Below are 23994 nucleotides of genomic sequence, written 5' to 3' on the forward strand. Positions count from 1 at the left end.
AATAGATAACAGCCTGCAGGAGGTAATAGAAGTGATAGTTGAATTGAAGGATGTTTCTCTTAAAAGAGGCGGTAACTGGATTTTAAAAGATTTGAACTGGAAGGTGGAAAGGGGGCAAAATTGGGTATTATTAGGTCTGAATGGCTCTGGCAAAACATCTCTGTTGAGTTTACTGAATGCCTACACCTTCCCCACTACCGGGAATATGCGTGTTCTGGGGATGGAATTTGGAAAGACTTATCTTGCCGAAAAACTGCGGATACAAATTGGCTTTGTTTCCTCTTCTCTTCAGCAAAAATTCGACTCTAGTTATAATGCTTTTGAAGTTGTACTTAGCGGTGCTTTTGCATCCATCGGACTCTATGAAACACCTACAGATGAAATGAGAACAAGAGCCGCACAGCTGCTGCATGATCTGGGCTGTTTCGCTTATGCAAATAGACGATACGAAACACTTTCACTTGGAGAAAAACAGCGTGTTTTAATTGCCAGAGCCTTAATGGCCGATCCGCCTCTGCTCATATTAGATGAACCCGCCAACGGATTGGACTTTTTAGCACGTGAGTCATTATTGGAATCCATTGAAAGAATCAGTAAGAAACCTGATGCACCTACTATTATCTATGTAACGCATCATATTGAAGAGATATTGCCTATATTTGATCAAACACTTCTGCTTAAGGACGGGAAAGTATTTGCCTCTGGATGTACATCTAACATGATTTCCAATGAACGGCTTTCAGATTTCTTCGGGATTCCAGTCAACGTAATGTGGGACCAGAGCCGTCCAGTACTTTCTAGGGCGTATATGGCAAATAAGTAGAGTTGGCTAATCATTAGAGTGAAAATATGCTCTTGCTATATCCGGTAATCTTGGATTAGTCCCTTAAGATACTTCAATGACTAAATATTCGACTAGTAAAAAAGCTGCTGATAAGCGGTTTTTTTTATGCATGTAATTGCAGTTGAGTAATAACACTAACCACACCCAAAAATATATTTGCATTTACCTAATACTCCTCTATTGCCTTCTCTTCCAACAAAGAGCTACCCCTTTTTTATCTTAAAATGATAATCGCATATACATTTTATATGCATTATGAATAGGTTGGACTGTAGAGTTTCTTATAAGGAGGAATAATAATGCCACGTTTCTGTATTTTCCCGGGATATAACTGGTGCGGTCCCGGCTGCAGCGGCCCTGGCGCTCCCGTAAATAGGGTAGATGCTGCATGTAAACAGCATGATATATGCTATCGAAAACATGGTAATCGATGTGAATGCGACCAGATGTTTTTGAAACGGCTTCGTCCTTTAATCAATTCTCGTACACAAGAAGGACGACATGCACAAACTATCTATAACTATATGAAACTTCAAACAGCTATAACGTGTAGGAGATATAGAAAGTAACATCTATTTGAAAAGAAGTCAGAAGCATATTAGAAAAAAGAATGCTGCATATAGCATTCTTTTCCATTGGCACAAAAGTATAGTTTCTATGAGGTAAACCCAAACGTATCAGCATGCTAAAGCAATTTATTCTGATGCACATACACCGCTGCCTGCGTGCGATCATTCACTTGCAGTTTTGCCAGCGTATTACTCACATGTGTTTTAACTGTTTTGATGCCTATGTAAAGCTTATCTGCAATTTCCTGGTTCGTCATTCCTTGGCCGATACAGCATAATACTTCGAATTCTCTTTCGGTCAATTGATCATGCAGGAGCTGTTTTTTTTGGCGAAAGCTGTTCATTACTTTCGCTGCAACAGCTGCTTCCATTACCGTTTCACCCATGGCTGCTTTCCTGATGGCTTCAGCAATTTGTTCAGCTGTTGAAGTTTTCAACATATAACTGAATGCACCTGCCTCCAAGGCTGGAAACACCTGTTCATCATCATAGAAGCTAGTGAGAATGATAATTTTAGCAGCAGATCCCGCTGCCATTATTTCTTTAGTGGCCTCTATCCCTGTACCATCTTCCATGATCAAATCCATAAGTACGACATCTGGCTTCTCCGTTAGAACCAAGTGGATGCCTTCCCGGCCGCTGCTCGCTTGGCCAATGATATTGAAACCATCTTCTGTTTCTAAGTACGCTATCAGTCCTTTTCTTACGATATCATGATCATCTATGACTGCTATATTTATCATCCTGCCTACTCCTTCACTTAGTTGGTATTCGGAGACCTATTTGTGTACCAACACCTACGCTCGCCCGCAGCATAAATGTTCCTCCTAATTCTTCGCAGCGTTCTTGCATGGTCCTTAACCCAAGCGATGTTTTACGCTGCTGCATAGCTGCTGTATCGAAGCCTTTTCCATTGTCCTGGATAGTAACTGCCACATCCATTCCTCTTGTCAGCAACTCGACCGTCACTTCACTCGCTTCAGCATGACGCAGTGTATTCGACAAAGCTTCCTGAATGATACGAAACAGATGCTCTTCCACCGATTTCGACAACTGCATCGTATCTTCAATATGTATATGAAAAACAAGTTGGGTACGTTGTTTCAACTCATCGATCAGCTTCCTCACTCCGCTGCTTAAAGAGTCACCAGAAAGATGAACAGGTCGCAAATGCAAAAGCAATGCACGCATTTCTGTCTGAGCCTGCTGCGCAATTTGTGAAACTTCTGCGAATTTGTCCCTGGCAGCTTCCGAATTTTTATCAAATAGCTTCATGCCTGCTTTTGACATCATCGTAAGCGCAAATAATTGCTGGCTGACCGCATCATGTAAATCCCTTGCAAGGCGCTGGCGCTCTTCCATTGCAGCTGCTCGATGTGCACCCTCGGCAAGCTCTGCCTTTTCATCAGCCAAACGCTGAAGTGATTTGACCTGCGTATGCATCTTATCTGTCAATTCATTTAAATCCTTACCTATCCGAGCAATTTCATCGTTGCTGTTGTCTACAATCTTCGCCTGATAATTTCCATTGGCAACCATTGTAATAAACAAAGATATATAATCCATTCGATCCTTTATTTCTTTGCTGTCTTGAAATCCAACAAATATGGATGTAAGGAAATGAAACATGATATATAGGAGCAAAAATGTAAAGATTGCTTGTACACTAAGCCACATCGGCTCCAGCAAAACGTACATAGACAGCAGGACGCCAAGAAGCAGAATTGCATTCAGGAACATTGTGCGTATGTTTGTTTTGATATACGAGTATCGAATACTATTAAGTTTTTTCAGCATCACTGCCACCTCATATCCGGTCCACTCTTATTTGTCCAGCCTTATAATCGATAAAAATATCCAGCTTGCGGGTTGCATCTGCATATCCGGGGGTTTCGTAATACGTTCGTCGATTTATGCCTTCTGAAAGTTCTCCAAAAACATTTATCTCTCCAGCCTTAATCAAAGCTTCCAAGCGGAATTCCACATTATCGGGGAGAATGATCCGTACTTCCCCGGCCCAGCCTTTAAGATGAAATGGTATTTCGTCGTTCGGTATAAAGGCTTTTGTAAAGTCCACATAATACTCGCCTACCGCATTCTTCACCTGGGTAGGTTCAACTGTCCAGCCCTCACTATCAAACCGGTGCTCTCCCACTGCATAATTATGATAGTTTTTATAAGCTCTTTTGCCCTTCTTCTTTTGACTTCCAGTTTCCCATTCCATATTCACTCCAGCTTGACGCCTCTTCCCCTTCTTGCCTGAGCGAAGCAGACTGAATCCAAAGTAAATGATAAGAAGCGGCCAAAGCTTGAAAATATCATTAAATTCAAATGTAAGTACTTCAAACCGATCAAGGATCAGCAGTCCGCCAAACAGTATGCAGAATATACCAAACCAGAATCCACCTTCGCCCCTTAAGAAATCAATCAATAATTTCAGCCCTAATAACAGGATGAATACAGGGTATAGATAATGCCAGCTTTGGCTGTAATTCCAGTCAATTGCACCAATGTTAGATAAAATTAGCACCAGACCGATCACTATTATTGCGATAGCAAAAAGATTGCTCCATAAACGTTTCATAATAACCCACCTGCTTATACCGTTTCTTGTTGTTCTACCTTATTATAACTGTTAAATGCAGTAAGTTGTTTATTTCGCAGACATAAAATTCCAGTAATCATCACGAGTATTCCTCCGGTTATACAAAGAACTTGAATACTAATTCCCATTCCAAGCAGTGCTGATGTAACCATATAAGACACTGGTATCAAGCCAGTCGAAGCAAGTGCCATAATGCTCATTACCCTGCCGATCATCCGCCGATCGGTTGTTTGCTGCAGCATAGTTGAAATCGGGATATTGGTAAATTGCAGACATACACCAATAACGAATATAGCTGCAGCCGAAGACCAGAAATGAAGCGCAGAACCGTATAGGATGAAAAATGCACTCATGATGATCAAGCTGAATATCACTGTATGACCTGGACTTTTAAGATTTTTCAATAATACAAGACTAAGAGCAGCAGTAAGAGATCCAATTCCCAATGCACCTTCCAAAATTGTCAGACCTAGCGCATTTGTCTGGAAAACGTCCTTTGCCAGCAAAGCTACAGATAAAGAGACAGGACCTGTCAGGAAAAAATTGATAAAGAAACTTACTGTCATAATTGTACGGATCAGTGGATTATGTTTAACATAGTGAAAACCTGCTTTTACGTTTTCTAATGGGGATTTTCTTTCTTCTGCAGTTGCCTCGTCCTTAGAAGAGATTCGCAGCAAGGATATAGATAACGTGGCTGCACATAACATGACAACAGCAAGAGTGAATACTGCTGAAAAGCCACCTAACACAATGAGACTTCCACCAATTGCCGGGCCCAGAATAGGACTGATCATATTCGTCATCTGTACCATGGCATTCCCTTGCTGCAAGTTTTCCGGTTTAAGTACTTCCGGCAATAACGATCCTGCCGCCGGGTAAGAAAAAGCATCCGAAACACCGAAAAGCGCGGAGAGTACAAGTAAGTGCCAAGGCTGCAGTACATCTGTCAGCAACAGTCCGATGACAATACCTACCAACACTGCCCTGGAGCCGTCCGATAGCAGCAGGATTATCTTCTTTGAAAAACGATCGGCAGTTATACCGCCAATAACAATGAATAATAGCCGAGGAACCGAGGCTGCAAAAAAGAGCATTCCAAAATAAAAGCGATTTTCCGTGATGGACAGCATCAGCCACTCCGCTCCCATTAAGTACACATAATAACCTGGAGCAGAAAATAACATACTGATAAAAACGAGTCTAAAATTGCGATTCCGAAACAGCTGCCATTTGCTTACTGTTGCTTCTTCTACCATTCTCCCAACCTTCTTTCCATTTGTTACCTTAAGTATAAACGACTGGAAATAACAAGAAAACATCCTGGGGAATGGACTTGTATCCGCCTTAAGACGGAGTCCCTTTTCTGACAGATTCTATTGCATATCGAAGTGTTGCCGCTTGTAAGAAATCTTTTATAGTAAAATAAATGAATACCCATATCTTTATAGAAGTTAAAAACGTATTAGCAATAAAAGGGGTGAATATATGGCGCAGCCCAAACAAATAGATCGTCAATCACAGATAGAGGAAACTATGGAGAAGTTAACGCATTACTGTTTGTATCTAACGAAGAATAAATGGGATAGCGAAGAAATAACGCAAGAGGCAGTCTTAAAGACGCTGACGAACTATCCTGAAGAAACTTTTCCGCCCCCGGTCAGTCTATTGAAAAAGATTGCTTATCACGCCTGGATAGACAGAATACGTAAACAAAAGAAAGAAGAGCTTGTGCCTGAAATTCAGGATGAAACGCCAGCTGTAAGACAGGACAATGAACAGCAAATGGAACAATTGCGAAAGCTCACTCCAAAGCAGTTGATTGTGTTTGTTTTAAAGGAAGCTTTTCATTTTCAATCTGCCGAAATTGCAGATCTGCTTGAACTAAAAGAATCAGCTGTAAAAGCGCTCCTGCATCGAGGACGCATGAATATTCAAGCGGAGACGATGCATCCCCTCGTCCAGAGCTCGTGGGATAATGTAAAACAGGAAGAGTTTTTTGAGCTGGTAGAATTGTCTCTCAACAAAGGTGATCCAGCAGATATTATTCGAATTCTTCCTAGGTTGTTTCATATCTCCAAGCCCTACCTTCAAACAAATACGAATCCATACATGGCTGCAGCCTGAGGTTGCAGTTATTTTTTTTGCCCGTATCGTATGTCATTCTGGATTCGTTCTAATTATGAAGAACGAAAGGAGAGTGTAAGCAATGACAGCAATACCTTATGTAGTGGAGCAATCGAATATGGGAGAACGATCCTATGATATTTATTCCAGACTGTTAAAGGATCGGATCATTATGGCCAGTGAGGAAATTAATGATAGTATGGCAAATGCTATTGTGGCACAGCTGTTATTCTTAGCTGCAGATGATCCTGAGAAAGACATTTCACTGTACATCAACAGTCCTGGTGGTTCGATATCCGCAGGTTTTTCTATACTGGATACAATGCAGTTTATCAAACCGGATGTGCAAACGATTTGCACAGGCATGGCTGCTTCTTTTGGTGCAATGCTGCTGCTTGCAGGCACTCCTGGGAAAAGATATGCACTGCCAAATAGTGAGATCATGATTCATCAGCCGCTTGGTGGAGCCAGAGGTCAAGCAGCTGATATTGAAATCACTGCCAAGAGGATAATCAAACAAAGACAGCATATCAACCAGATGATTGCAGATTTTACCGGCCAGCCGATTGAGAAGGTAGCTGCCGATACCGACAGGGATTATTTTATGAGTGCAAAGGAAGCGAAGGATTATGGTATCATTGACCAGGTGCTACTGAGGAAGTAAAGATCAATGGGAAAGAAGGCTTCCATTCTTCCCCAGGTATACACATCAAATAATAATAAGACCTGAGTCATTATAGCTCAGGTCTTTTTTGCTGTATCATGGATCAACTGCCAGACATACTTTTATCTTGGTCATCAATATTTTTCTCTTTCGGCAAGTAGTTCAAAGTGAAGCCGACAAGGCTGAATATGGCACTCAAAATAATAGTTGGATTCTTAAACCATTCTGCGCTCTGGATGATCATGTCTCCATTTTGCAGGATTAAGCCCAGAATCTGCCCAAACACCAGCAGTGTACCGCATGCCAGGAATGCTACAAGAAATAGTTTAAACAACAGTTCTGCAAGCTTACGCATCTATACCAACTCCTATCCCTTTTATACTGGTAATATCTCCATGCCGATCAGCCAGCCGATTCCTACTATTGGCAGCATGTAATATACGATTAATGGTATGAAAGTTTTTTCCGGTCTTGCTCCTGCTAGTCCGGAGGCAATGAATATCGATCCTGAAGCTGGAGGTGAGGCCCCTTCAGTTGAAGAGAAGGCCAGTATGGCTACTACTGCCACCAATGGGTCTACTCCGGCAGAAGTTAAAGCAGAGAATGATACTAAACCAACTGCTGTAAGCGTGGCTGTAGAGGATAGCGGTCCTGCTACTAATGTAACCAATATACCTACCATAAGGACCATCAGCCATTTTGGTATATCAAGAGAAGAAGTAATTTGACTAAGATCATTCGCAAGTCCTAATTGCGAGAGGACTTCACTGGCTGCTACTGCGAATAACATGAGCGCGCCAATCGTCGTAAACTGAGGTATAGCAGATGATAACATCCGTGACCAATTCACAAGCGAACCAGGTGTTTTGTTCCAGCCGATGATCAAACTTATAATCATGATAAGTATAGGTATCCAAGTAATCAATGAAATCTGATCCATTGCCTCTGGTCCAATATTAGGGTTGTTTTCTATCGCTTCCGCAAGCGGACCAACAGTGACAAGTATAGGAATCAACGCACCGAAGAATATAAAAATGGATTTCCATCCTTGTTTAAGAGCTTCCCTGAACCCAACGATATCCTCTGATGGAAGAGCCTTGATACCATTTTTCTTAACGAGCAAGAATACTAAAATCATCCGGTAAATAACTTGGTAAGCACCACCGATCAAAAGAGCAATATACAAGTCACCCTCGGCAACCACTGCTCCTATCGGTGCAAATCCAAGCATGATGAACATGGAAGAATTCGGTGGCAATGCAGCGCCTAAACCGCCATTACCAGCCAGGATAGTCGCTGTCGTCTCACGGCTCCATCCGGATCTAATCATCCATTGTGCAGTAATTGATCCAGTTGTAGCGGTATTGGCTGAATTGGATCCTGAAAGAGCGCCAAGAATAGCAGAACCTACCGTACTCATGTAGGCTGCACCACCTGGCAGCTTTCCTATGAGTGAGTTGAATATACGTAAAAGAGCTTGAATCAAGTTGAGCTGATCAACTAAGAAAGCCATGAAAACAAAGGCAACAGCAGCGTATAATACTTCATAAGTAGAGGCAAATACTAAACCTTCCCAAAATAATCTTGGAGCCTCAGTTCCTCCAAACAAAACAGTGGCAACGAATCCTAGAAACATCGCTTCACCCATGTTGCGCTTTACTATTACATTCCAGATGATAATAACTGCTATAAACACAACCAGTGCGATAAAACCCGTCATTTGGTCTCCCTCCCCTTTGGTCTCTGTTTTTTAAAACGCTTACATTCTAAGTGTGATATACTTCGTTTTCCTTCATTAGCAACGCAAGGACTTCTTCCCAAGTGTCTGGCTTTTTTCCTTTATATTTTTCGGAAATATTTAAATCAGCTAGACGTTCCAATTTCTTCTGTGCAGCAATCGACATACTCGCATCTAAATTCGATTCCTGCAGCATCTCGATTGAACCGCTCAATTCCACTGCTCGTCTTTGCGCGTGAAGTGCACTTCCTGTTACAAGCCGATTCATTGTTTCAATAAAAGTCTTGGCATTCATTGTTTCGTTAATAGAACGAATGGCCGGTTCTTCTACTCCATATGTCTTAGCCGCTTCTAAAAATTCAACCATCAAACCAACGACACCTTTCATATAGATGCTTCTTATAAGTTTAAGAGCTGAAGCATCTCCAGGATTATCACTTATTTTAGTGATTTGCATGCCGTATCCCGCTAAATTTTTTATAAATGAATCTGTCCCGTTTCCACTTGCCGAGATTGGTACCTTATGTTTATAAACAGGTAATGGCCCTAGCATCGCTGCATCTACAAACAAAGAGCCTCCACCCTCTACTACACTGGCCACCTGTTTCTTAATTTCTGGTGTCGCAGCAGATACATCTACATAAATCAAATCATCCTTAAAGCTATCGGTTAGTGATTGTGCTGCTTCTAACGTCTTGTTGGCAGGTACTGCAGCAATAACAATTGTACATATATCCAATACTTCATTAGTACTTGCCAGCAGCTCTACATTTGCTTTGGAAGCTCTCTCTCTTATACGTTCGGAAAGATTCGATTCATCTAAAAGTGGATCAAATGCATAGAATCTATCAATGCCTTCACTATGCAGTCCGGATGCCATTTCATAAGCAGCTTCTCCAAACCCGACAAAACCTAACTTCATATCTCTCAACCCCTATTCTTGGTATTGTTTCATCTTACTTTCCAGCCATTTCGGTGCTAAAGACTTTGGATCAGGGTATTCCTGATAAGAATACTGGACAATTGCTTCCAGGCGTTTTTTTTCATAAGACAATTTTTCTGACGCCTTCATAAGTACTTCGTCAATTTTATCGACTGGTACGATAACTACACCATCATCATCCGCTACAACTAAATCACCTGGCGCAACACGGACACCCCCGCAAGAGATGACTTCATTTATCTCCCCTGGACCATCTTTGAAAGGACCATTCGGATTAAACCCCTTACTGTATATAGGAAATTTCAGCTCTTCCAGTGCTTTTTTATCTCTTACAAGTCCATCAATCACAATACCTTCTACTCCAATGGCTTGGGCTGAACTAGCCATAAGTTCTCCTAAGTAAGCATTATTTGTGTGTCCTTTTCCATCGACTACCAATACAAGTCCCTTCCTTGCCGAATAGATAGCTTCATGCAGAAATAAATTATCTCCGGGTCTTAAGCTCACTGTCATAGCTGTTCCTACAAATTCCATACCAGAGCTTACTGGTTTGATGCGGTAATCCATCGAACCTGTACAGCCCATCACATCGGCAAGAAGTGTTGTATTCAACTTTTTTGCTCGCTCGATCAGTTCATTTGGTAATAACGATACACTTTCCATATCTAAGCTCCCCCTCCGTAACGAATATTACTTAAATTAAAATTAAGGTAATATATATTACTCCGATAACGCGATCATACCATTCTATCCCATTTTGGTAAAGCGCTTTCACGAAAAAACATTCAAAATAAAATGAGTTACCGCACAATTAACGTTTTGTGTGGTAACTCATTTTTGTAAGGATTTCATTGATTTTATCAAGTCTAGGCTTGGTTCTTTCAGGATAATTAATAGCTAAAGCACTTAGAATGTAGTCTACGATGAAAATGGCTGACACTATGGAATTATGAGAAGCTGCACTCGCTGAAGAACAAGGTAAAATCAAATCAGCATACTTTGTCATTGGAGAAGAATAACCATCGGTAATCAGAATGATTTCAGTACCACAGGACTTAGCTACTTCTAACATATTTGCGATTCGTTCAGCATACCGCGGATAGCTCACGGCTATTATTAAATCCGACGAAGTAAGACTGACGGATTCATCAACCCATTCACTTTTATCCGCATCAATATACCTGCAATTCCCTAAAATCCTGTTTATCCCAAATGATATGTATTCTCCTACCGGTCTTCCGCTCCGCACACTTGTACATATAATATTATCTGATGCCGCTATCTTTTCTATTATTTCCTGTAAAGTACTCTCAGCTATATTGTCTAAGGAATATTGGATATTTTCTAATTGCAATTCAGCATGCTGCTGCAAAAGATCGCTTTTATCGGCATCCTTCAAATTGGCCTCTAACCTAGTTTGAGGAGCAGCTTTATGCTTCATGTTTGCTTGAAGTTCCCTCTGTAGTTCTGAAAAGCCGGAATAGCCAACTGCTGCCGAAAATCTCATTATAGTAGCTGTACTTGTTCCTACAGTTGAAGCTAATTTGTCAACAGTAAGAAATGCAACTTCCATGGGATGCTGTACAACATAATCAGCAATTCTCCGCTGTGCTTCTGTTAGTTCGAATGCTTTGGTTTGCAATCTATGAATTAGGTCTTCCAATGTATCACCTGCTCCTGATGAGATATGACATGAGTTCTTCCTACGTCAACCGTCAATTATGAATCCTACCTGTATGATAACACTTATAAAAAAATTCCCAAAGCAGGATTCCGCTTGAGTAGTTTTATTTCATACTAAGTTAACGGTACATCGCAGGCTTCCCTAATTAAATCCCCAACAATAAGCAGTCCACTCCAAACTGGGAGGATGCCAATTTGGAGCTGACTTTTTAAGAAACCAGTTTTAATCCTACTGCTGCCCCCAATACCATGGCAATAAACAAAATCCTTTTCCAATCCTTTGATTCATTAAAGAATAACATCCCCACAATCGCTCCGCCAGAAGCACCAATTCCTGTCCACACGGCATAGGCTGTGCCCATAGGCAGGCTTTCCATCGCTATAGAAAGAAAGAGAAAGCTAGCACCGAATCCAAGAATCAGGAAGACTGCTGGTTTCCAGCTTTTATCCTCATGCAGTTTATTTATCATTGCTACACCAAACATTTCAAACAGTCCTGCTAAAATTAAAAATGTCCACGCCATTACTGTTCTGCCCCCTCTGCTTCATGACTCTTCGTTACTAGTTTCAATCCAATGACCCCTGCAAGTAATAAAGCTACAAGCAAGAACTTATTAAGAACGAATGGCTGCTCAAAGAAGAGAATTTCCGAGAAAAAGGTACCTGCTGTTCCAAGTCCTACAAATACAGCATAAACCGTCCCGACAGGTATATAGCGCCCAGCCCTAATCATCAGATAAAAGCTAACCACGATCGCTATTATAGTTCCAATCCATTCCAAGACACCACTTGCATGCTTTAATCCAATAACCCATAAGACTTCAAAAACTGCCGCAATGATTACCATGAACCAATGTTTGTTCAATTCTTCCACCTCCGAATTTTAGTTTGTCCATGAAAAGAAAAAAGCCTGGGAGTAACTGTTAAACAGTTTCTCCCAGGCTTTTATCCTTCCGTGACACAGTGAATACTGTGAGTTTTCTCTCGGACCAGACCAACCAAGCTGCGGAACCCTAGAAAACATTTAGCAATATTCAATTCACTACATTGTATAAGGTCTTACTTAAGAAATCAAGTCATAATTGAATCAAATGGACAGGTCAGTTAATAGAGTATATTACCCTATTCTAACTTGGAGACAGGGAAAGTATAATCATAATAAGATGCTAAAAAATGAAAAATTTGGGGGAATCAAGATGGTGAAATCAGTTCTTTTAGATGAGAAATTCAAAAGTAGAGAATTAAGTAATTTACTCCGATGGCATAATGAACCGAGTAAGTGGTCTATAGATACTACTAGTTCCCAATTAGTTTTAGAAACCGATGAGGAAACTGATTTCTGGCAAAAAACACATTATGGCTTTGAAAATGATAACGGGCATTTTCTATATATAAAAACAAATAAGAACTTTAGAATGACCACAAAAGTTAAAGCTATGCCAAATTCAAAGTATGACCATGCAGGATTAATGATTCGCCACTCAAAAAACACCTGGGTTAAAACCTCCTTAGAATATATAACACCTAATTTGAGTAAGCTTGGCGCAGTAGTTACAAATAGAGGGTATTCCGATTGGTCAACACAATATGTAAAGGATAAAGAGATTGACTTATACTTACGTTTATCGAGGATCAATCTAAATTGTTATGTCGACTTTTCCTGGGATGGCGAAGAATGGATGCAAATGCGCATCGCTCATTTAGATCTTCCAGATGATTCCCCCATTGCAGCTGGATTATTTGCATGCAGCCCCCAAGGTAAGGATCAGACTGTGCGTTTTGATTTTCTAGCTATAGAAGAGCTTTCTGACCCAAACGAAGCTTACTTATAATAAATGTCAACCATGCTGCCATAGTGCAGCTTTTTCAATGAGAATACACACGGAGAACGTTAAATAAGCCGTTTCCTAAATAGGAAGCGGCTTATTTTTGAAGTCACTAAAATCATAATTCATGATTTCAACTAGTTTTAAATTCTCTATTCTGATTTCCCAATTTCAAAATACAGCAATTCCTGATTCTTTATATTGCTGCACAATAGCGCTTTTATGTTCCCAATCCCTCATAAAGGTTCCTGCAAGCCGCACCATGAGAGACGGCTAAAACAACTTCCTTATCTTCTTCCATGATTTTTTGGCAGGTGACAGCAATTCTTTCTTGCTGAGACTTCCTTTCATGAAGACATAAAAAAAGAACGCTTCGAATACTTCTTAGTTTCAAATCGTTCTTTTTATATACATTCATTAGCTTGTCAACTCTTGCAGCTGTGTTTGAGGCAAGCTATATCCGGATGTCTTTATTTTTACCTTGGAGAATCTCTATTGAGGACACAGTTTGATTTGCATTTTGACTCAGCCCAAAATTATGTGCCCGGTATTTCTATTTATCTATAAGGAAGCTTTTTAAGGTATCAAAAGTAATATGCTCATCACACCCATTCACCATAAGCGTGATTTCATCACCATCCTTAACATTCAAATCCATCACTCTCATGAGCTTCTTTCCATCACTGGACATCCCGTTTTTAGAAAGGATTACATCACTAGTAAAGGAACATGCTTTATCAACAAATATTGCAGTGTTCCTTGCCTGTAATCCTCGGTGAAGTTTTACTGTTATTTTAGTGACCAGCATAAGTTACACCTTCCTCAGGAACTTTTCGTAAGTTTCATCACTACCTGTACTAGCTTCATATCAAAATAGGATGTCCCAGAGCAGTACAACGGGACATCCTTAAGATTAAAAGTTACAAATGTTACAACGTACTGTTGTCGATAACAAAGCGATACTTTACATCTGAAGCCAGAACTCGTTGATAGGCTTCGTCGATTTGGTCAGCTGCTATCACTTCAATTTCCGGAGCAATATTATGTTCTGCACAGAAATCCAACATTTCTTGTGTCTCGCGGATTCCTCCTATCAAGGAACCTGCAAACGAGCGACGATGACCGATGAGAGACTGTACGTTTAATGACAACGGATCAGCTGGAGCGCCGACATTAATCATAGTGCCATCAAGATTTAGTAAGGAGAGATATGCATTCAGATCGATCTTTGCACTAACTGTGTTAATAATTAAGTCAAAAGATCCCGCAAGTTTGTCGAATGTTTCTGGATCACTTGTGGCATAGTAGTTGCTCGCACCAAATTGCAGACCATCTTCTTTTTTCTTCAATGATTGTGATAGAACAGTCACTTCTGCACCCATTGCATGTGCAATTTTGACAGCCATATGGCCTAGACCACCTAAACCAACGACCGCAATTTTTTTACCTGGTCCAGCTCCCCAGTGATTTAGTGGAGAAAATGTCGTGATACCAGCGCAAAGCAACGGAGCAGCAGCATCAAGTTCAATATTATCAGGGATACTTACAACGAATTCTTCCGTTACAACGATGTGGGAAGAATAGCCTCCCTGTGTAGGTTCCCCATATTTATCCACGCCAGCGTAAGTTGGGATATTTCCTTTATGGCAATATTGCTCTTCCCCTTTTACGCAATTTTCACATTCTCCGCATGAGTCAACCATGCATCCGACGCCTACTCTGTCACCGATCTTATATTTAGTAACTTCTGAACCGACATCTGTAACGATCCCTGCGATTTCATGTCCAGGTACAAGCGGATAGTTTACTGGTCCCCACTCTCCATGAGCAGTATGTATGTCAGAGTGGCAAATTCCGGCAAACTTGATTTCGATTAAAACGTCATGTAAATCAAGATCACGTCTTTCAATTTCAGCAGCTCTAAAGGGTTTGTCTGGACCGTCAACAGCGCGTGCTTTAGCGATAACCATTTAGAAATCCTCCAATAAAGTTTATAGTTTCAGAGAATAACATGGACAGACTTTATCCTTTCTTCTCTTGTAAACAATTGTAATCTTTAGAGTCAACTCTAAGTCAAGCATCTGAGTAAATATTTTCATCACTTTATATATATTCAACCCTCCTTCACTTTGACGTTCATGAAATCCTGTGATAGAATCCTTCCTATTCATAGAGTGAACTCGAGGTCTATATATTTATGGAAAAGGAGAGCTACGATGAAGACATATACGATCAGTGAAGCGGCAAAGGAATTAAATGTTACAGCATACACCTTGCGTTACTATGACAAGGAAGGATTGATGCCTTTTGTTGAACGTACAGCAAGTGGCCAGCGTCTATTTAAAGAATCCGATATTGCAGATTTAAATATCATTGAATGCTTGAAATCAACTGGTATGCCGATAAAGGAAATAAAGACCTTCATTGATTGGTGTACAGATGGAGATGTTACGTTGCAGCAGAGATTTGACATGTTTATGGAACGAAAATCCGTGGTGGAAAAACAAATGGAAGAATTAAAAGAAACAATGAAACTCATCGAGCATAAATGCTTTTATTACAAAACTGCCTTAGAAGCTGGAACGGAAGATATACATAAAAACGACAAAATTGAAATTCCAGCTGCTCCTTAATAGAACGAGCCGTCCGTATTGTTAAATACAGATGGCTCTTTTTTATATAACTAATGCTCCCTTCTGACATCATAAAACTTAAGAGCAAAAACAGATTAAACAAATGCTCTCTTAAAAATATGAAATCCTCTCTCTTGCTTTAGAGCTGACTCTAGGGTGTAGACTCAACGTATTCACAAAGGAGGAATAAAGAATTCACAGTCGGACCAACCAGCCAGCCTTGGTAAGGTATGGATTAGACACTAACTAGATAAACAGGCTGTCGGAAAGACCTCGACAGCTTGTATTTTCTCTTCAACCCTCAGACTTTTTCCACCGAATCCTCCCTAAGTCTCTTTATATCTTCTCTAGGTGAAAAACCAAACATCCGGGCATATTCGCGGGTGAATTGAGATTGACTTTCATATCCCACTCGGAAAGCCGCTTCCGCTATATCCGGTAACTCAGCTAATAACAAACGCCTGGCTTCCTGCAACCTCAACTGCTTTTGAAACTGAATCGGACTCATTGAAGTTACTTCTTTAAAATGCCGATGAAGAGAAGAGATACTCATATTCGCTATCTCCGCTAAACCTTCTATTCGGAAAGATTTATCAAAGTCAGAAATGATATATTCAATTACATTACTAATTCGGACAGCATTGCTGCCTTCTAAAGCCATTTGTTCAAGTGCGTCCCCATTTGGTCCCTGCAAAACCCAGTACAGTATTTCCTTCTTACATAATGGAGCGAGTATCGGGATATGCTTCGGGCTGTCTAACAAACTAGCTAGCCTAATTACCGCATCTAACAAAGAGGAGTCTGAATTACCGATAAACATGGCTCGTTTTGTATCACGTTTCTTCCCGGATTTTGTGTCTGTTTCATTAAGGATCTCTAAGATTTCTTTTGGTGTAAATTCAAGTTTGAGGGCCAAATAGGGATAATCATTTGATGCATGAATGACTTGCCCTGTTACTGGCAGCTCTACAGATGCCACGATATAATTGCCTGATCCATATCTAAAGCATTCTTCCCCCAGCCACACCTCTTTTTCTCCTTGGACAATAATGCAAAAAGAAGTTTCGTTAACTCTAGCTATAGGTTCGCTGATCAAGGATTCGCGGATGAGAAATAACGATTCGATAGAAGTAGCATGAACACCATCTTGACCGGTTTGTCTGCTGATAAGTCTGCTCAGTACTTGCTGCTTTTCAGAATCCTTACTCATGTCTTATTTGCAATCCCTTCTATTTTAGATGTGTTCATTTTAATTGATATTTTTTTACTTTGAAAGGCTTTTGAGAGGATCAGGCAAAAACTTGATATGAATGGGTTTCATGTTTAATTAGTCTATATGAGACAATCTAAGAGACAGTAATGAACAAAATATAAAAGGAGGATTATATAAATGGAATATATAAAACTAGGAAATACGGGTTTGGATGTCTCTAGATTCTGTCTCGGGTGTATGAGTTTTGGTGAAGCAGAAAAGTGGATTCATCAGTGGGTTCTTAACGAAGAGCAAAGTCGCACTATCATAAAAAAAGCTCTTGATCTTGGAATCAATTTTTTTGATACAGCTAATGTGTATTCGATGGGAACCAGTGAAGAATTCCTAGGTCGTGCTTTAAAGGATTATGCCAATCGCGACGAAGTTGTGTTAGCAACAAAGGTTCACGGACGTATGCATAAAGGTCCAAACGGTGCAGGGCTTTCCCGAAAAGCCATCATGAGTGAAATTGATAAAAGCCTTAAAAGAGTCGGCACAGATTATATAGACCTTTATATCATCCATCGCTGGGACTACAATACCCCTATCGAAGAAACAATGGAAGCATTGCACGATGTCGTGAAAGCTGGAAAAGCAAGATATATCGGTGCTTCTGCCATGTACGCTTGGCAATTCCAAAAAGCATTACACGTAGCAGAGAAAAATAATTGGACACGCTTTGTATCGATGCAGAATCACTACAACCTCTTATACCGTGAAGAAGAACGGGAAATGCTTCCTCTCTGCAAAGAAGAAAAAATAGGAGTGACTCCTTACAGCCCGCTTGCCTCCGGAAGATTGACACGTGATTGGGCAGAAACAACATATCGCTCCAAAACGGACCAAATCCAAAAATCCAAATATGATGCAACTGCTGATGCAGACAGATTGGTGGCAGAACGAGTAGCCTCACTGGCAGAGAAACATAGTGTTCCTCGTATCCACATTGCGCTGGCTTGGCTGCTTTCAAAAGAAAACATTACAGCCCCGATTATCGGTGCTACGAAAATATCCCATCTTGAAGATGCTGTAGGTTCTTTATCACTTAAGCTAACAGCTGCAGATATCGCCTTTCTCGAAGAACCTTATGTACCACATTCCATAGTTGGGCCTAACTAAATATTTATTAAAGCAGCAATCCAATCTTATAAAATAGGAGATTGGATTGCTTTTATTTTAAATAAATAAAAGATGGGGAATGGAATATGTAAAGTTTCCCTCAATTAGAAATAAAGGTTTGAGGTAATCAAATAAAGGGCAAAGTATTAAGGTTGGGGGGAAGGCAAGAAATGCGCTTAAATGAAAAGAAATTAATCTACAGAGAGCTTGCCAATCTAATGCATGATTTCGAAAGATGTCCAGATGAATCTATAAAAAAACATATAAACCAAGACATAGCACTTTTAAAAGAAGCAATTCAATATAAAGCAAAAAAATAACTCTCCATTTATATTAAACGAAAAATGGAGAGTTTCTTTCTGTCTTACTTCAATATATATCGATCTACGGCAGCTTTTAAAGAATGCGTAGTTTTAACATCAAAACCAATTCCTAATTGCGTTGCAGTCTGCGCTATTTCAGGTCTTATTCCAGATAAAATAGTTTCTACTCCCAGAAGCTTCAAAGAGTTGACTATATTAAATATACGGTGAGCAACCATTGTATCGATAATTACCACACCTGACATGTCAATGAATAAGTAACCTACTCCCAATTTCGCACATTGCGATAGAACATTATCCATCATATACTTAGCCCTGTTTGTATCAATATCACCTACAAGGGGAAGCAGTGCAACTTCTGGAGTCAATGAAATAACTGGGGTACTAAGCTCCAGGATCATCGCTTGCTGTGCAGCCAGCTTGAATTCAGCCTGTTTTGCATTCTCTCTAGTAAACCAAACAATGATTTGATTAAAAGCACTTGTAATCTTTCTCGTATAACTAAGTGTTTCCTTACCGCATAAATCATGTTCTGCCACAAAGTCTTCCAATAGCTCCAAATATAATGATTCCGTTCTATTGAATTCATCAATAATATCATCTATCGATGTATTTAAATGCTGCTCATCTTTTGATATCTCCACTATCCATTCCTCGAATAGCTCGTAAGATAGAGGATTTTCCGGATCAAATAACTCACAGAAACGGGTATGGAAACCTTTATTTTGTTCTTTTAATACATCAATAACTGCTTGATCATCAGAACCATAAACCCCCTCTGTTTTTTTAAGTCCTGCAAACCAAGCATCATTCAATTTATCTATATTATCGCAAAGAAAGTTATATAATTCTTTATCTGCAGCTACTTGCAGTTTTTTCTCATTTGCCATAGAAACGTCTCCCTGATTTTTATATGTACGACACTTCATTCTATCATTTGTCACAGCAATTGCCTATTATACTCTAATAGATACACTTATTAGATAACCAAAAGCCATTCTCCACTCTTAATTTCGTCACAAAATTACGCAGAACTATCCATTAATCTCGTGTAGAACCAAATAATCCAAACTATTCCAAAGTGATTTCCTCACTTTTCCGGATTTTAGCTTACGCAATTTATGCTTGCTACTTCCTGTCATCCTTCACTATCGATAAGATCATAATAGTACTTAAAATTAATATCGTGCCTATCCACTCGGCTAATCCAAATGGAATATGAAACCATAAGATAGAAAGAAATGTTGCAGACAATGGTTCCACAGAAGCCAGCAGACTCACTTTGTATGCTGCAATGTATGTTGTACCTTCCAGATAGAAATAAAAAGCAACAATTGTACCGAAAATGATGACAAATAGCACAGCTGCTAGAGAAGATAATGTCCAATCCCCTTGTACCTTCCATGATGGATGTATGAAGCTGAAACTAACACACAAACACATAGAAAGGAGCAGCGTAATTGCGTGCTCCTTTCTTCTCATATTTATAAAAAAACGGTTAACTAAACACGTGATAACGTCCACGCGGCACAATCATAGGAGACTTAGACACCGGATCTTCAATAACAGTACAGTCAAGTTCGAATATCTCTTTGATCAATTCATCTGTAATGATATCAGATGGCCGTCCTTCTGCTATTAGTTCTCCTTTACGCAGTGCAAAGATATAATCTGCATAGCGAGCAGCTAGATTGATATCATGAAGAACCATCACAATCGTCGTCCCAAATCTTCTATTTAGATCGGTAAGCAAGTCCAGAATCTCAACTTGATACGTGATATCGAGAAACGTTGTTGGTTCATCCAGGAACAATATATCTGTCTGCTGAGCCAATGCCATAGCAATCCAAACGCGCTGTCTTTGGCCGCCTGACAATTCATCTATATGTCTATTGGCAAGCTCAGTGATTCCCATCATGTCCATTGCTTCCTCGACCGCTTGATAATCCTTTTCCGACCATCCGCTTAACAATGATTGATGCGGGAATCTGCCTCTGCCGACTAAGTCAGCTACTGAAATACCTTCCGGTGCAATCGGTGACTGAGGCAGCACGCCTAATACTTTTGCGAGTTTCTTTGGAGGGATCTTGTGAATTGATTTTCCGTCTAAAATGACTTCTCCTGCTATTGGCTTGATCAGTCTTGCCATCGTCTTTAGCAATGTCGATTTGCCGCATGCGTTAGGCCCAATAATGACGTTAATCTGATTGTTGGGAATTTCTACATCAATCCCATGGAGAATCTTTTTATTTTCATAACCTGCAGCAATTTGCTCCGTTTGGAGTTTGTGATTTGATTTCATCATAAATATCCCTTCCGATTCATCCTAATTAGTAAATAAAGCAGATAAGGTGCCCCAACCAATCCTGTTATTATACCAACTGGATATCTGACCTCAAAAGCAAATTGCCCTATCAAATCTGCTCCAAGAACCAGGTTGATGCCAATAAGACCAGCAGGCAGAACGTTTGAAAACCCGGTTCCCACTAATCTTTTTGCAATCGGTCCTGAAAGGAAAGCTACGAATGCTATTGGGCCTGTAGTAGCAGTTGCAAAAGCAATCATAAGAACAGCACCGACTATGAAAAGCAGTCTTATTTTGTTTGTACTCAGTCCAAGTGATAGCGCTGACTCTTCCCCAAGCTCCAATATGTCTAAATGCTTTCCTAAAACAATTAAAAGTGGAGCGAAAATCACTACTGTACAAATAAGCGGATATAATGTCTCCATCTTAGCTCCATTCAGGCTCCCGCTTAGCCAACGAAGTGCAGCAGACAAATCTTGTTGACTTCCAACCATTAATAAATAGGAAATGACAGCACTAAGAGCAGCTTGAATACCAATTCCTATCAAGATAAGCCTGCCAATGGAGAAATGACTGCCTGATGACAGCAGGTAAATGAGTAAGACAGTAACTAGTCCCGCTATTACTGAAGCTAAAGAAACAACTGTGTTGCTCGTTTGCAAAATAAGTATACTGAACAAAGCTGCAGCACTTGAACCAGTTGTAATTCCCAGTACATCCGGATTGGCCAGTGGATTACGCAGCATTGTTTGGAATATATGTCCTCCCATTCCAAAAGCCAGGCCTGCAAAAAGACCTGCTATCATCCTGGGGAGCCTTATCGTATTAACGGCAAAATAAGCACCTGGGATTCTCTCACCCATTAGCACTTGAAAAACCTCTGTAATCGGGTATATTGTATTACCCAATAGAAGCATGGCCATACAAAGTCCAACAGCAAGTGCTGCAAGCAGGATGTTAATGATCAGCCATTTTCTGAATCGACGTTTTCTGCCTTGTTTAATAATAGTAGTTGAGCTATTTATCATAGTGACCGCACTTTCAGTTTAGTTGCGAGCAGTATCAATACAGGAGCACCAATAAAAGCAGTAATAATCCCGGCTTCCACTTCACCAGGACTCCCTATTAATCTGCCAAGTACATCAGCAATTGTTAGTATAGCTGCCCCCGAAATAGCTGACATGGGGATGATAAGGCGTAGATCAGGCCCAAAGATGAGCCGCATCAAATGCGTCGCCAGCAGACCAATAAACCCAATAGGACCAGCTAATGCTGTTACCGCACCGCACAAGATGACGCCGGTAAAAGCTGAAACCAATGTCAGCAATCCCGTGCGGACTCCTTGTCCAGTTGCAATTTCGTCTCCAAGCAGCAAAGCATTAAGTGAGGGTGCCATTATGAATGCCAGCAGGATCCCGGAAACCAAAAAAGGTAAAAATATTACGATGAAATCCCAATTTGCAGCACCCACACTACCCACTTGCCAAAACCTGAACTGATCCATCACAAAAGATCTAGGCAGCATGATAGCACTGATCAGGGAAGATAGTATAGCACTGGTTGCTGCGCCAGCCAGTACAAGCTTAAGAGGCGTATTGCCAGTACGCCCCATTGAACCAATTCCATATACGATGATAGCCGTAAGGATTGCTCCCAATATAGAAAGCCAAATATACTGACCAGCTGTACTGATATTAAAAAATGCTATACCTAATACGACAAATAACGATGCACCTGTATTAACCCCTAGTATACTGGGATCCGCCAGTGGATTGCGGGTCACCGCTTGCATGAGAGCGCCAGACACACCTAGCGCTCCCCCGCAAAGCAAACTAAATACCGTTCGCGGTATCCTTTCACTGACAACAGCTGCAGCGTAAGAATCCGAGCTGAATAATAACAACCCTGCCATTAAGTCATCCATCGTCACAGATCTTGATCCGAAAACCAGTGAAGCTACTACACTTACACACAGCAGTAGGAAGAAGAAGAACATGATGATTGCATAGTAGCTACGTTTATGTCCCACTGGTCTTTTTGCTACATTACTGTTCATTGTTACTTAACGCATCATCGATCTGAGTAACATAATTATCGATGGTATACTCGATTGCAAGCGGATTTGGAGTTCCCGCTGCTGCTAGATCGGAGTTATTAGCGATAAATACGACAGAACCGTTTTGAATCGCTTTAATTTGTCCTAGACGTGCATCATTTTTAACTGCTTCGTACGTACTGTCATCACCGTATCCAATTATGATATCTGCGTCATTTAGGACGTCTGCATTCTCCGCACTCAAGTTTAGCGAGTAGGCAGCATCATCTTCGATCAATTCAGAGATACTTTCCGGATATTCCATTCCCAACTCTTCTAAGAAAGCAACTCGGGAATCAGCTGGTGTATATAGATGGAACTCGGATAAATCTGTTGCTGTGAAGTTGACCCAAGCAACTTTTTTACCTTTGATTTCAGGATGTTCATTTACTTTTTCTTCAATTGTACTCTCGGTATCAGCAATAAGCTGCTCGCCTTCTTCTTCCATTCCCATACCTTTTGCGTTCATCGTAACTTGATCACGCCAAGACGTCGTCCAAGGAGAAGTCGGGTAAGCAACCACAGGCGCAATTTCGCTTAATGTATTATAATCCTCTTCTGTCAAACCTGAATAAGCCGCAAGAATGACATCTGGAGCTGAGTCTGCAATAGCCTCAAAATCCAGTCCATCTGTATCTTGAAAGACATTAGGATCACTTTCGCCTAATTCTTCTAATTTCTCGGCAGTCCAAGGAAGGAGACCGCTGTCATCTTGCACACCGAAGTTGGCTGCGGAAAAACCTACTGGCACCACACCAAGTGCAAGCGCAACATCCTGGTTACCCCATTGAACAGTTGCTACTCGCTCAGGCTTAGATTCGATAACCGTTTCCCCGAAAGCGTGCTTAATCGTGATCGGATAACCTTCAGTGGAAGCAGAATCTCCGCCGGATGAATTACTTCCTTCAGAATTTTCCTCCGTATTTGACTGACTTGAACACGCTGAAAGTACTAATAGGAACAATGCAGAAAAGATTGCTAGTTTTAATATCGATTTATGCTTTTTGACCATTTGTTATTTCTCCCCTTATTTATGTAAGATATCTATTTGTGCTGAACTGTATCGCTTAAGTTAGGAACTCTCTTCAAGAATCAGTATGTAATGGGTAACCCTTTCTAATTGATATTGGTTCTCATTATCAATATACAATTAGTTATATTAATTAATCAAGGCTTTTTTACTACTTTTTAGACTATTTGGTGAAAATTGACGTATTATGTTTTCACCTTGATAAATTTCCGCTTTCATTCATTGAAAAAAGAGCCAC

28 protein-coding genes and 1 riboswitch are annotated in these 23994 nt (G+C 40.4%); of the genes, 8 read left to right on the plus strand and 20 right to left on the minus strand.

The features are described 5' to 3' along the window. Window positions 1–31: 31 nt before the first annotated feature. Both ABXS78_RS10935 and ABXS78_RS10940 read left to right on the plus strand, forming a co-directional pair. Window positions 32–823: an ABC transporter ATP-binding protein gene (locus ABXS78_RS10935; protein ID WP_366247254.1), complete on the plus strand. Its 792-nt coding sequence runs from the start codon at window positions 32–34 to the stop codon at window positions 821–823. Between the two features lie 320 nt (window positions 824–1143). Beyond that, window positions 1144–1413, plus strand: coding sequence for a phospholipase (locus tag ABXS78_RS10940; protein ID WP_366247255.1), 270 nt, complete (start codon window positions 1144–1146; stop codon window positions 1411–1413). A 116-nt stretch (window positions 1414–1529) separates the two neighbouring features. Here ABXS78_RS10940 and ABXS78_RS10945 read toward each other — a convergent pair whose 3' ends face one another. Genes ABXS78_RS10945 through ABXS78_RS10960 form a run of 4 tightly spaced genes read right to left on the minus strand, consistent with a single transcriptional unit; the run spans window position 1530 to window position 5277 of the window. Continuing rightward, window positions 1530–2156 carry a response regulator transcription factor gene (locus tag ABXS78_RS10945; protein WP_366247256.1) on the minus strand — a complete coding sequence of 209 codons (627 nt, stop codon included), beginning with the start codon at window positions 2154–2156 and terminating at the stop codon, window positions 1530–1532. Window positions 2157–2169: 13 nt separating this feature from the next. Then, a complete protein-coding gene (locus ABXS78_RS10950; RefSeq protein WP_366247257.1) occupies window positions 2170–3210 on the minus strand; it encodes a sensor histidine kinase in 1041 nt (346 codons plus the stop codon). A 10-nt stretch (window positions 3211–3220) separates the two neighbouring features. Beyond that, window positions 3221–3997, minus strand: coding sequence for a cell wall-active antibiotics response protein LiaF (liaF, locus tag ABXS78_RS10955; RefSeq protein WP_366247258.1), 777 nt, complete (start codon window positions 3995–3997; stop codon window positions 3221–3223). 14 nt (window positions 3998–4011) lie between these two features. Beyond that, window positions 4012–5277 carry an MFS transporter gene (locus ABXS78_RS10960; RefSeq protein ID WP_366247259.1) on the minus strand — a complete coding sequence of 422 codons (1266 nt, stop codon included), beginning with the start codon at window positions 5275–5277 and terminating at the stop codon, window positions 4012–4014. A gap of 229 nt (window positions 5278–5506) precedes the next feature. On the opposite strand from ABXS78_RS10960, the gene ABXS78_RS10965 reads away from it, so the two are divergent. Then, on the plus strand, window positions 5507–6145 hold the full coding sequence (locus tag ABXS78_RS10965) for a sigma factor-like helix-turn-helix DNA-binding protein (RefSeq protein ID WP_366247260.1): 639 nt from the start codon (window positions 5507–5509) through the stop codon (window positions 6143–6145). 82 nt (window positions 6146–6227) lie between these two features. Continuing rightward, window positions 6228–6809 carry an ATP-dependent Clp endopeptidase proteolytic subunit ClpP gene (clpP, locus tag ABXS78_RS10970; RefSeq protein ID WP_366247261.1) on the plus strand — a complete coding sequence of 194 codons (582 nt, stop codon included), beginning with the start codon at window positions 6228–6230 and terminating at the stop codon, window positions 6807–6809. Window positions 6810–6912: 103 nt separating this feature from the next. On the opposite strand, the gene ABXS78_RS10975 is transcribed toward clpP, so the two are convergent. From ABXS78_RS10975 to ABXS78_RS11005, 7 genes are all read right to left on the minus strand, one after another. Then, entirely contained in the window at window positions 6913–7164 is a 252-nt protein-coding gene (locus tag ABXS78_RS10975; protein ID WP_366247262.1) for a hypothetical protein, read from the minus strand. A gap of 21 nt (window positions 7165–7185) precedes the next feature. After that, window positions 7186–8529 (minus strand): TRAP transporter large permease subunit, encoded by a 1344-nt coding sequence (locus tag ABXS78_RS10980; protein ID WP_366247263.1) that lies wholly within the window; start codon window positions 8527–8529, stop codon window positions 7186–7188. Between the two features lie 46 nt (window positions 8530–8575). Further along, the gene (locus ABXS78_RS10985; protein ID WP_366247264.1) at window positions 8576–9469 is read right to left on the minus strand and encodes a DUF1932 domain-containing protein; all 894 of its coding nucleotides are present in this window, start codon (window positions 9467–9469) and stop codon (window positions 8576–8578) included. Between the two features lie 12 nt (window positions 9470–9481). Further along, the gene (locus ABXS78_RS10990) at window positions 9482–10153 is read right to left on the minus strand and encodes an RraA family protein (RefSeq protein WP_366247265.1); all 672 of its coding nucleotides are present in this window, start codon (window positions 10151–10153) and stop codon (window positions 9482–9484) included. 148 nt (window positions 10154–10301) lie between these two features. Continuing rightward, on the minus strand, window positions 10302–11153 hold the full coding sequence (locus ABXS78_RS10995) for a MurR/RpiR family transcriptional regulator (RefSeq protein ID WP_366247266.1): 852 nt from the start codon (window positions 11151–11153) through the stop codon (window positions 10302–10304). A 229-nt stretch (window positions 11154–11382) separates the two neighbouring features. Then, a complete protein-coding gene (locus ABXS78_RS11000; RefSeq protein WP_366247267.1) occupies window positions 11383–11697 on the minus strand; it encodes a multidrug efflux SMR transporter in 315 nt (104 codons plus the stop codon). After that, window positions 11697–12038 carry a multidrug efflux SMR transporter gene (locus ABXS78_RS11005; RefSeq protein WP_366247268.1) on the minus strand — a complete coding sequence of 114 codons (342 nt, stop codon included), beginning with the start codon at window positions 12036–12038 and terminating at the stop codon, window positions 11697–11699. The genes ABXS78_RS11000 and ABXS78_RS11005 overlap by 1 nt, the downstream gene beginning before the upstream one ends. 67 nt (window positions 12039–12105) lie before the next feature. Beyond that, window positions 12106–12201: riboswitch (guanidine-I (ykkC/yxkD leader) on the minus strand. Between the two features lie 168 nt (window positions 12202–12369). On the opposite strand from ABXS78_RS11005, the gene ABXS78_RS11010 reads away from it, so the two are divergent. Next, a complete protein-coding gene (locus tag ABXS78_RS11010) occupies window positions 12370–13005 on the plus strand; it encodes a DUF1349 domain-containing protein (protein WP_366247269.1) in 636 nt (211 codons plus the stop codon). A 547-nt stretch (window positions 13006–13552) separates the two neighbouring features. Here the strand turns inward: ABXS78_RS11010 and ABXS78_RS11015 are convergent. Beyond that, complete coding sequence (locus tag ABXS78_RS11015) at window positions 13553–13807, minus strand: HPr family phosphocarrier protein (protein ID WP_366247270.1); 255 nt, start codon at window positions 13805–13807, stop codon at window positions 13553–13555. A gap of 121 nt (window positions 13808–13928) precedes the next feature. Beyond that, window positions 13929–14969, minus strand: a complete 1041-nt coding sequence (locus ABXS78_RS11020; RefSeq protein WP_366247271.1) for an NAD(P)-dependent alcohol dehydrogenase — start codon at window positions 14967–14969, stop codon at window positions 13929–13931. A gap of 246 nt (window positions 14970–15215) precedes the next feature. Between ABXS78_RS11020 and ABXS78_RS11025 the strand changes: the two genes are divergently transcribed. Then, window positions 15216–15632, plus strand: coding sequence for a MerR family transcriptional regulator (locus ABXS78_RS11025; protein WP_366247272.1), 417 nt, complete (start codon window positions 15216–15218; stop codon window positions 15630–15632). Between the two features lie 301 nt (window positions 15633–15933). Here the strand turns inward: ABXS78_RS11025 and ABXS78_RS11030 are convergent, their stop codons facing one another. Next, the gene (locus tag ABXS78_RS11030) at window positions 15934–16842 is read right to left on the minus strand and encodes an AraC family transcriptional regulator (protein ID WP_366247273.1); all 909 of its coding nucleotides are present in this window, start codon (window positions 16840–16842) and stop codon (window positions 15934–15936) included. 180 nt (window positions 16843–17022) lie between these two features. On the opposite strand from ABXS78_RS11030, the gene ABXS78_RS11035 reads away from it, so the two are divergent. Together ABXS78_RS11035 and ABXS78_RS11040 are read left to right on the plus strand one after the other, a co-directional pair. Further along, the gene (locus tag ABXS78_RS11035; RefSeq protein ID WP_366247274.1) at window positions 17023–18003 is read left to right on the plus strand and encodes an aldo/keto reductase; all 981 of its coding nucleotides are present in this window, start codon (window positions 17023–17025) and stop codon (window positions 18001–18003) included. A 170-nt stretch (window positions 18004–18173) separates the two neighbouring features. Continuing rightward, window positions 18174–18323: a hypothetical protein gene (locus ABXS78_RS11040; RefSeq protein WP_366247275.1), complete on the plus strand. Its 150-nt coding sequence runs from the start codon at window positions 18174–18176 to the stop codon at window positions 18321–18323. 44 nt (window positions 18324–18367) lie between these two features. On the opposite strand, the gene ABXS78_RS11045 is transcribed toward ABXS78_RS11040, so the two are convergent. From ABXS78_RS11045 to ABXS78_RS11070, 6 genes are all read right to left on the minus strand, one after another. After that, a complete protein-coding gene (locus ABXS78_RS11045; protein WP_366247276.1) occupies window positions 18368–19216 on the minus strand; it encodes an STAS domain-containing protein in 849 nt (282 codons plus the stop codon). A 238-nt stretch (window positions 19217–19454) separates the two neighbouring features. Further along, complete coding sequence (locus tag ABXS78_RS11050) at window positions 19455–19808, minus strand: DMT family transporter (protein WP_366249923.1); 354 nt, start codon at window positions 19806–19808, stop codon at window positions 19455–19457. A 16-nt stretch (window positions 19809–19824) separates the two neighbouring features. Then, window positions 19825–20628, minus strand: coding sequence for an ABC transporter ATP-binding protein (locus ABXS78_RS11055; protein ID WP_366249924.1), 804 nt, complete (start codon window positions 20626–20628; stop codon window positions 19825–19827). Next, window positions 20628–21659: an iron chelate uptake ABC transporter family permease subunit gene (locus tag ABXS78_RS11060; RefSeq protein ID WP_366247277.1), complete on the minus strand. Its 1032-nt coding sequence runs from the start codon at window positions 21657–21659 to the stop codon at window positions 20628–20630. The genes ABXS78_RS11055 and ABXS78_RS11060 overlap by 1 nt, the downstream gene beginning before the upstream one ends. Next, window positions 21656–22627, minus strand: coding sequence for an iron chelate uptake ABC transporter family permease subunit (locus tag ABXS78_RS11065; RefSeq protein WP_366249925.1), 972 nt, complete (start codon window positions 22625–22627; stop codon window positions 21656–21658). Before ABXS78_RS11065 ends, ABXS78_RS11060 begins: the two co-directional genes overlap by 4 nt. Window positions 22628–22676: 49 nt before the next feature. After that, entirely contained in the window at window positions 22677–23738 is a 1062-nt protein-coding gene (locus ABXS78_RS11070) for an iron-siderophore ABC transporter substrate-binding protein (protein ID WP_366247278.1), read from the minus strand. Window positions 23739–23994: the final 256 nt, after the last annotated feature.

The sequence above is a fragment of the Terribacillus aidingensis genome (genome assembly GCF_040703035.1).
GTDB lineage: Bacteria > Bacillota > Bacilli > Bacillales > Amphibacillaceae > Terribacillus.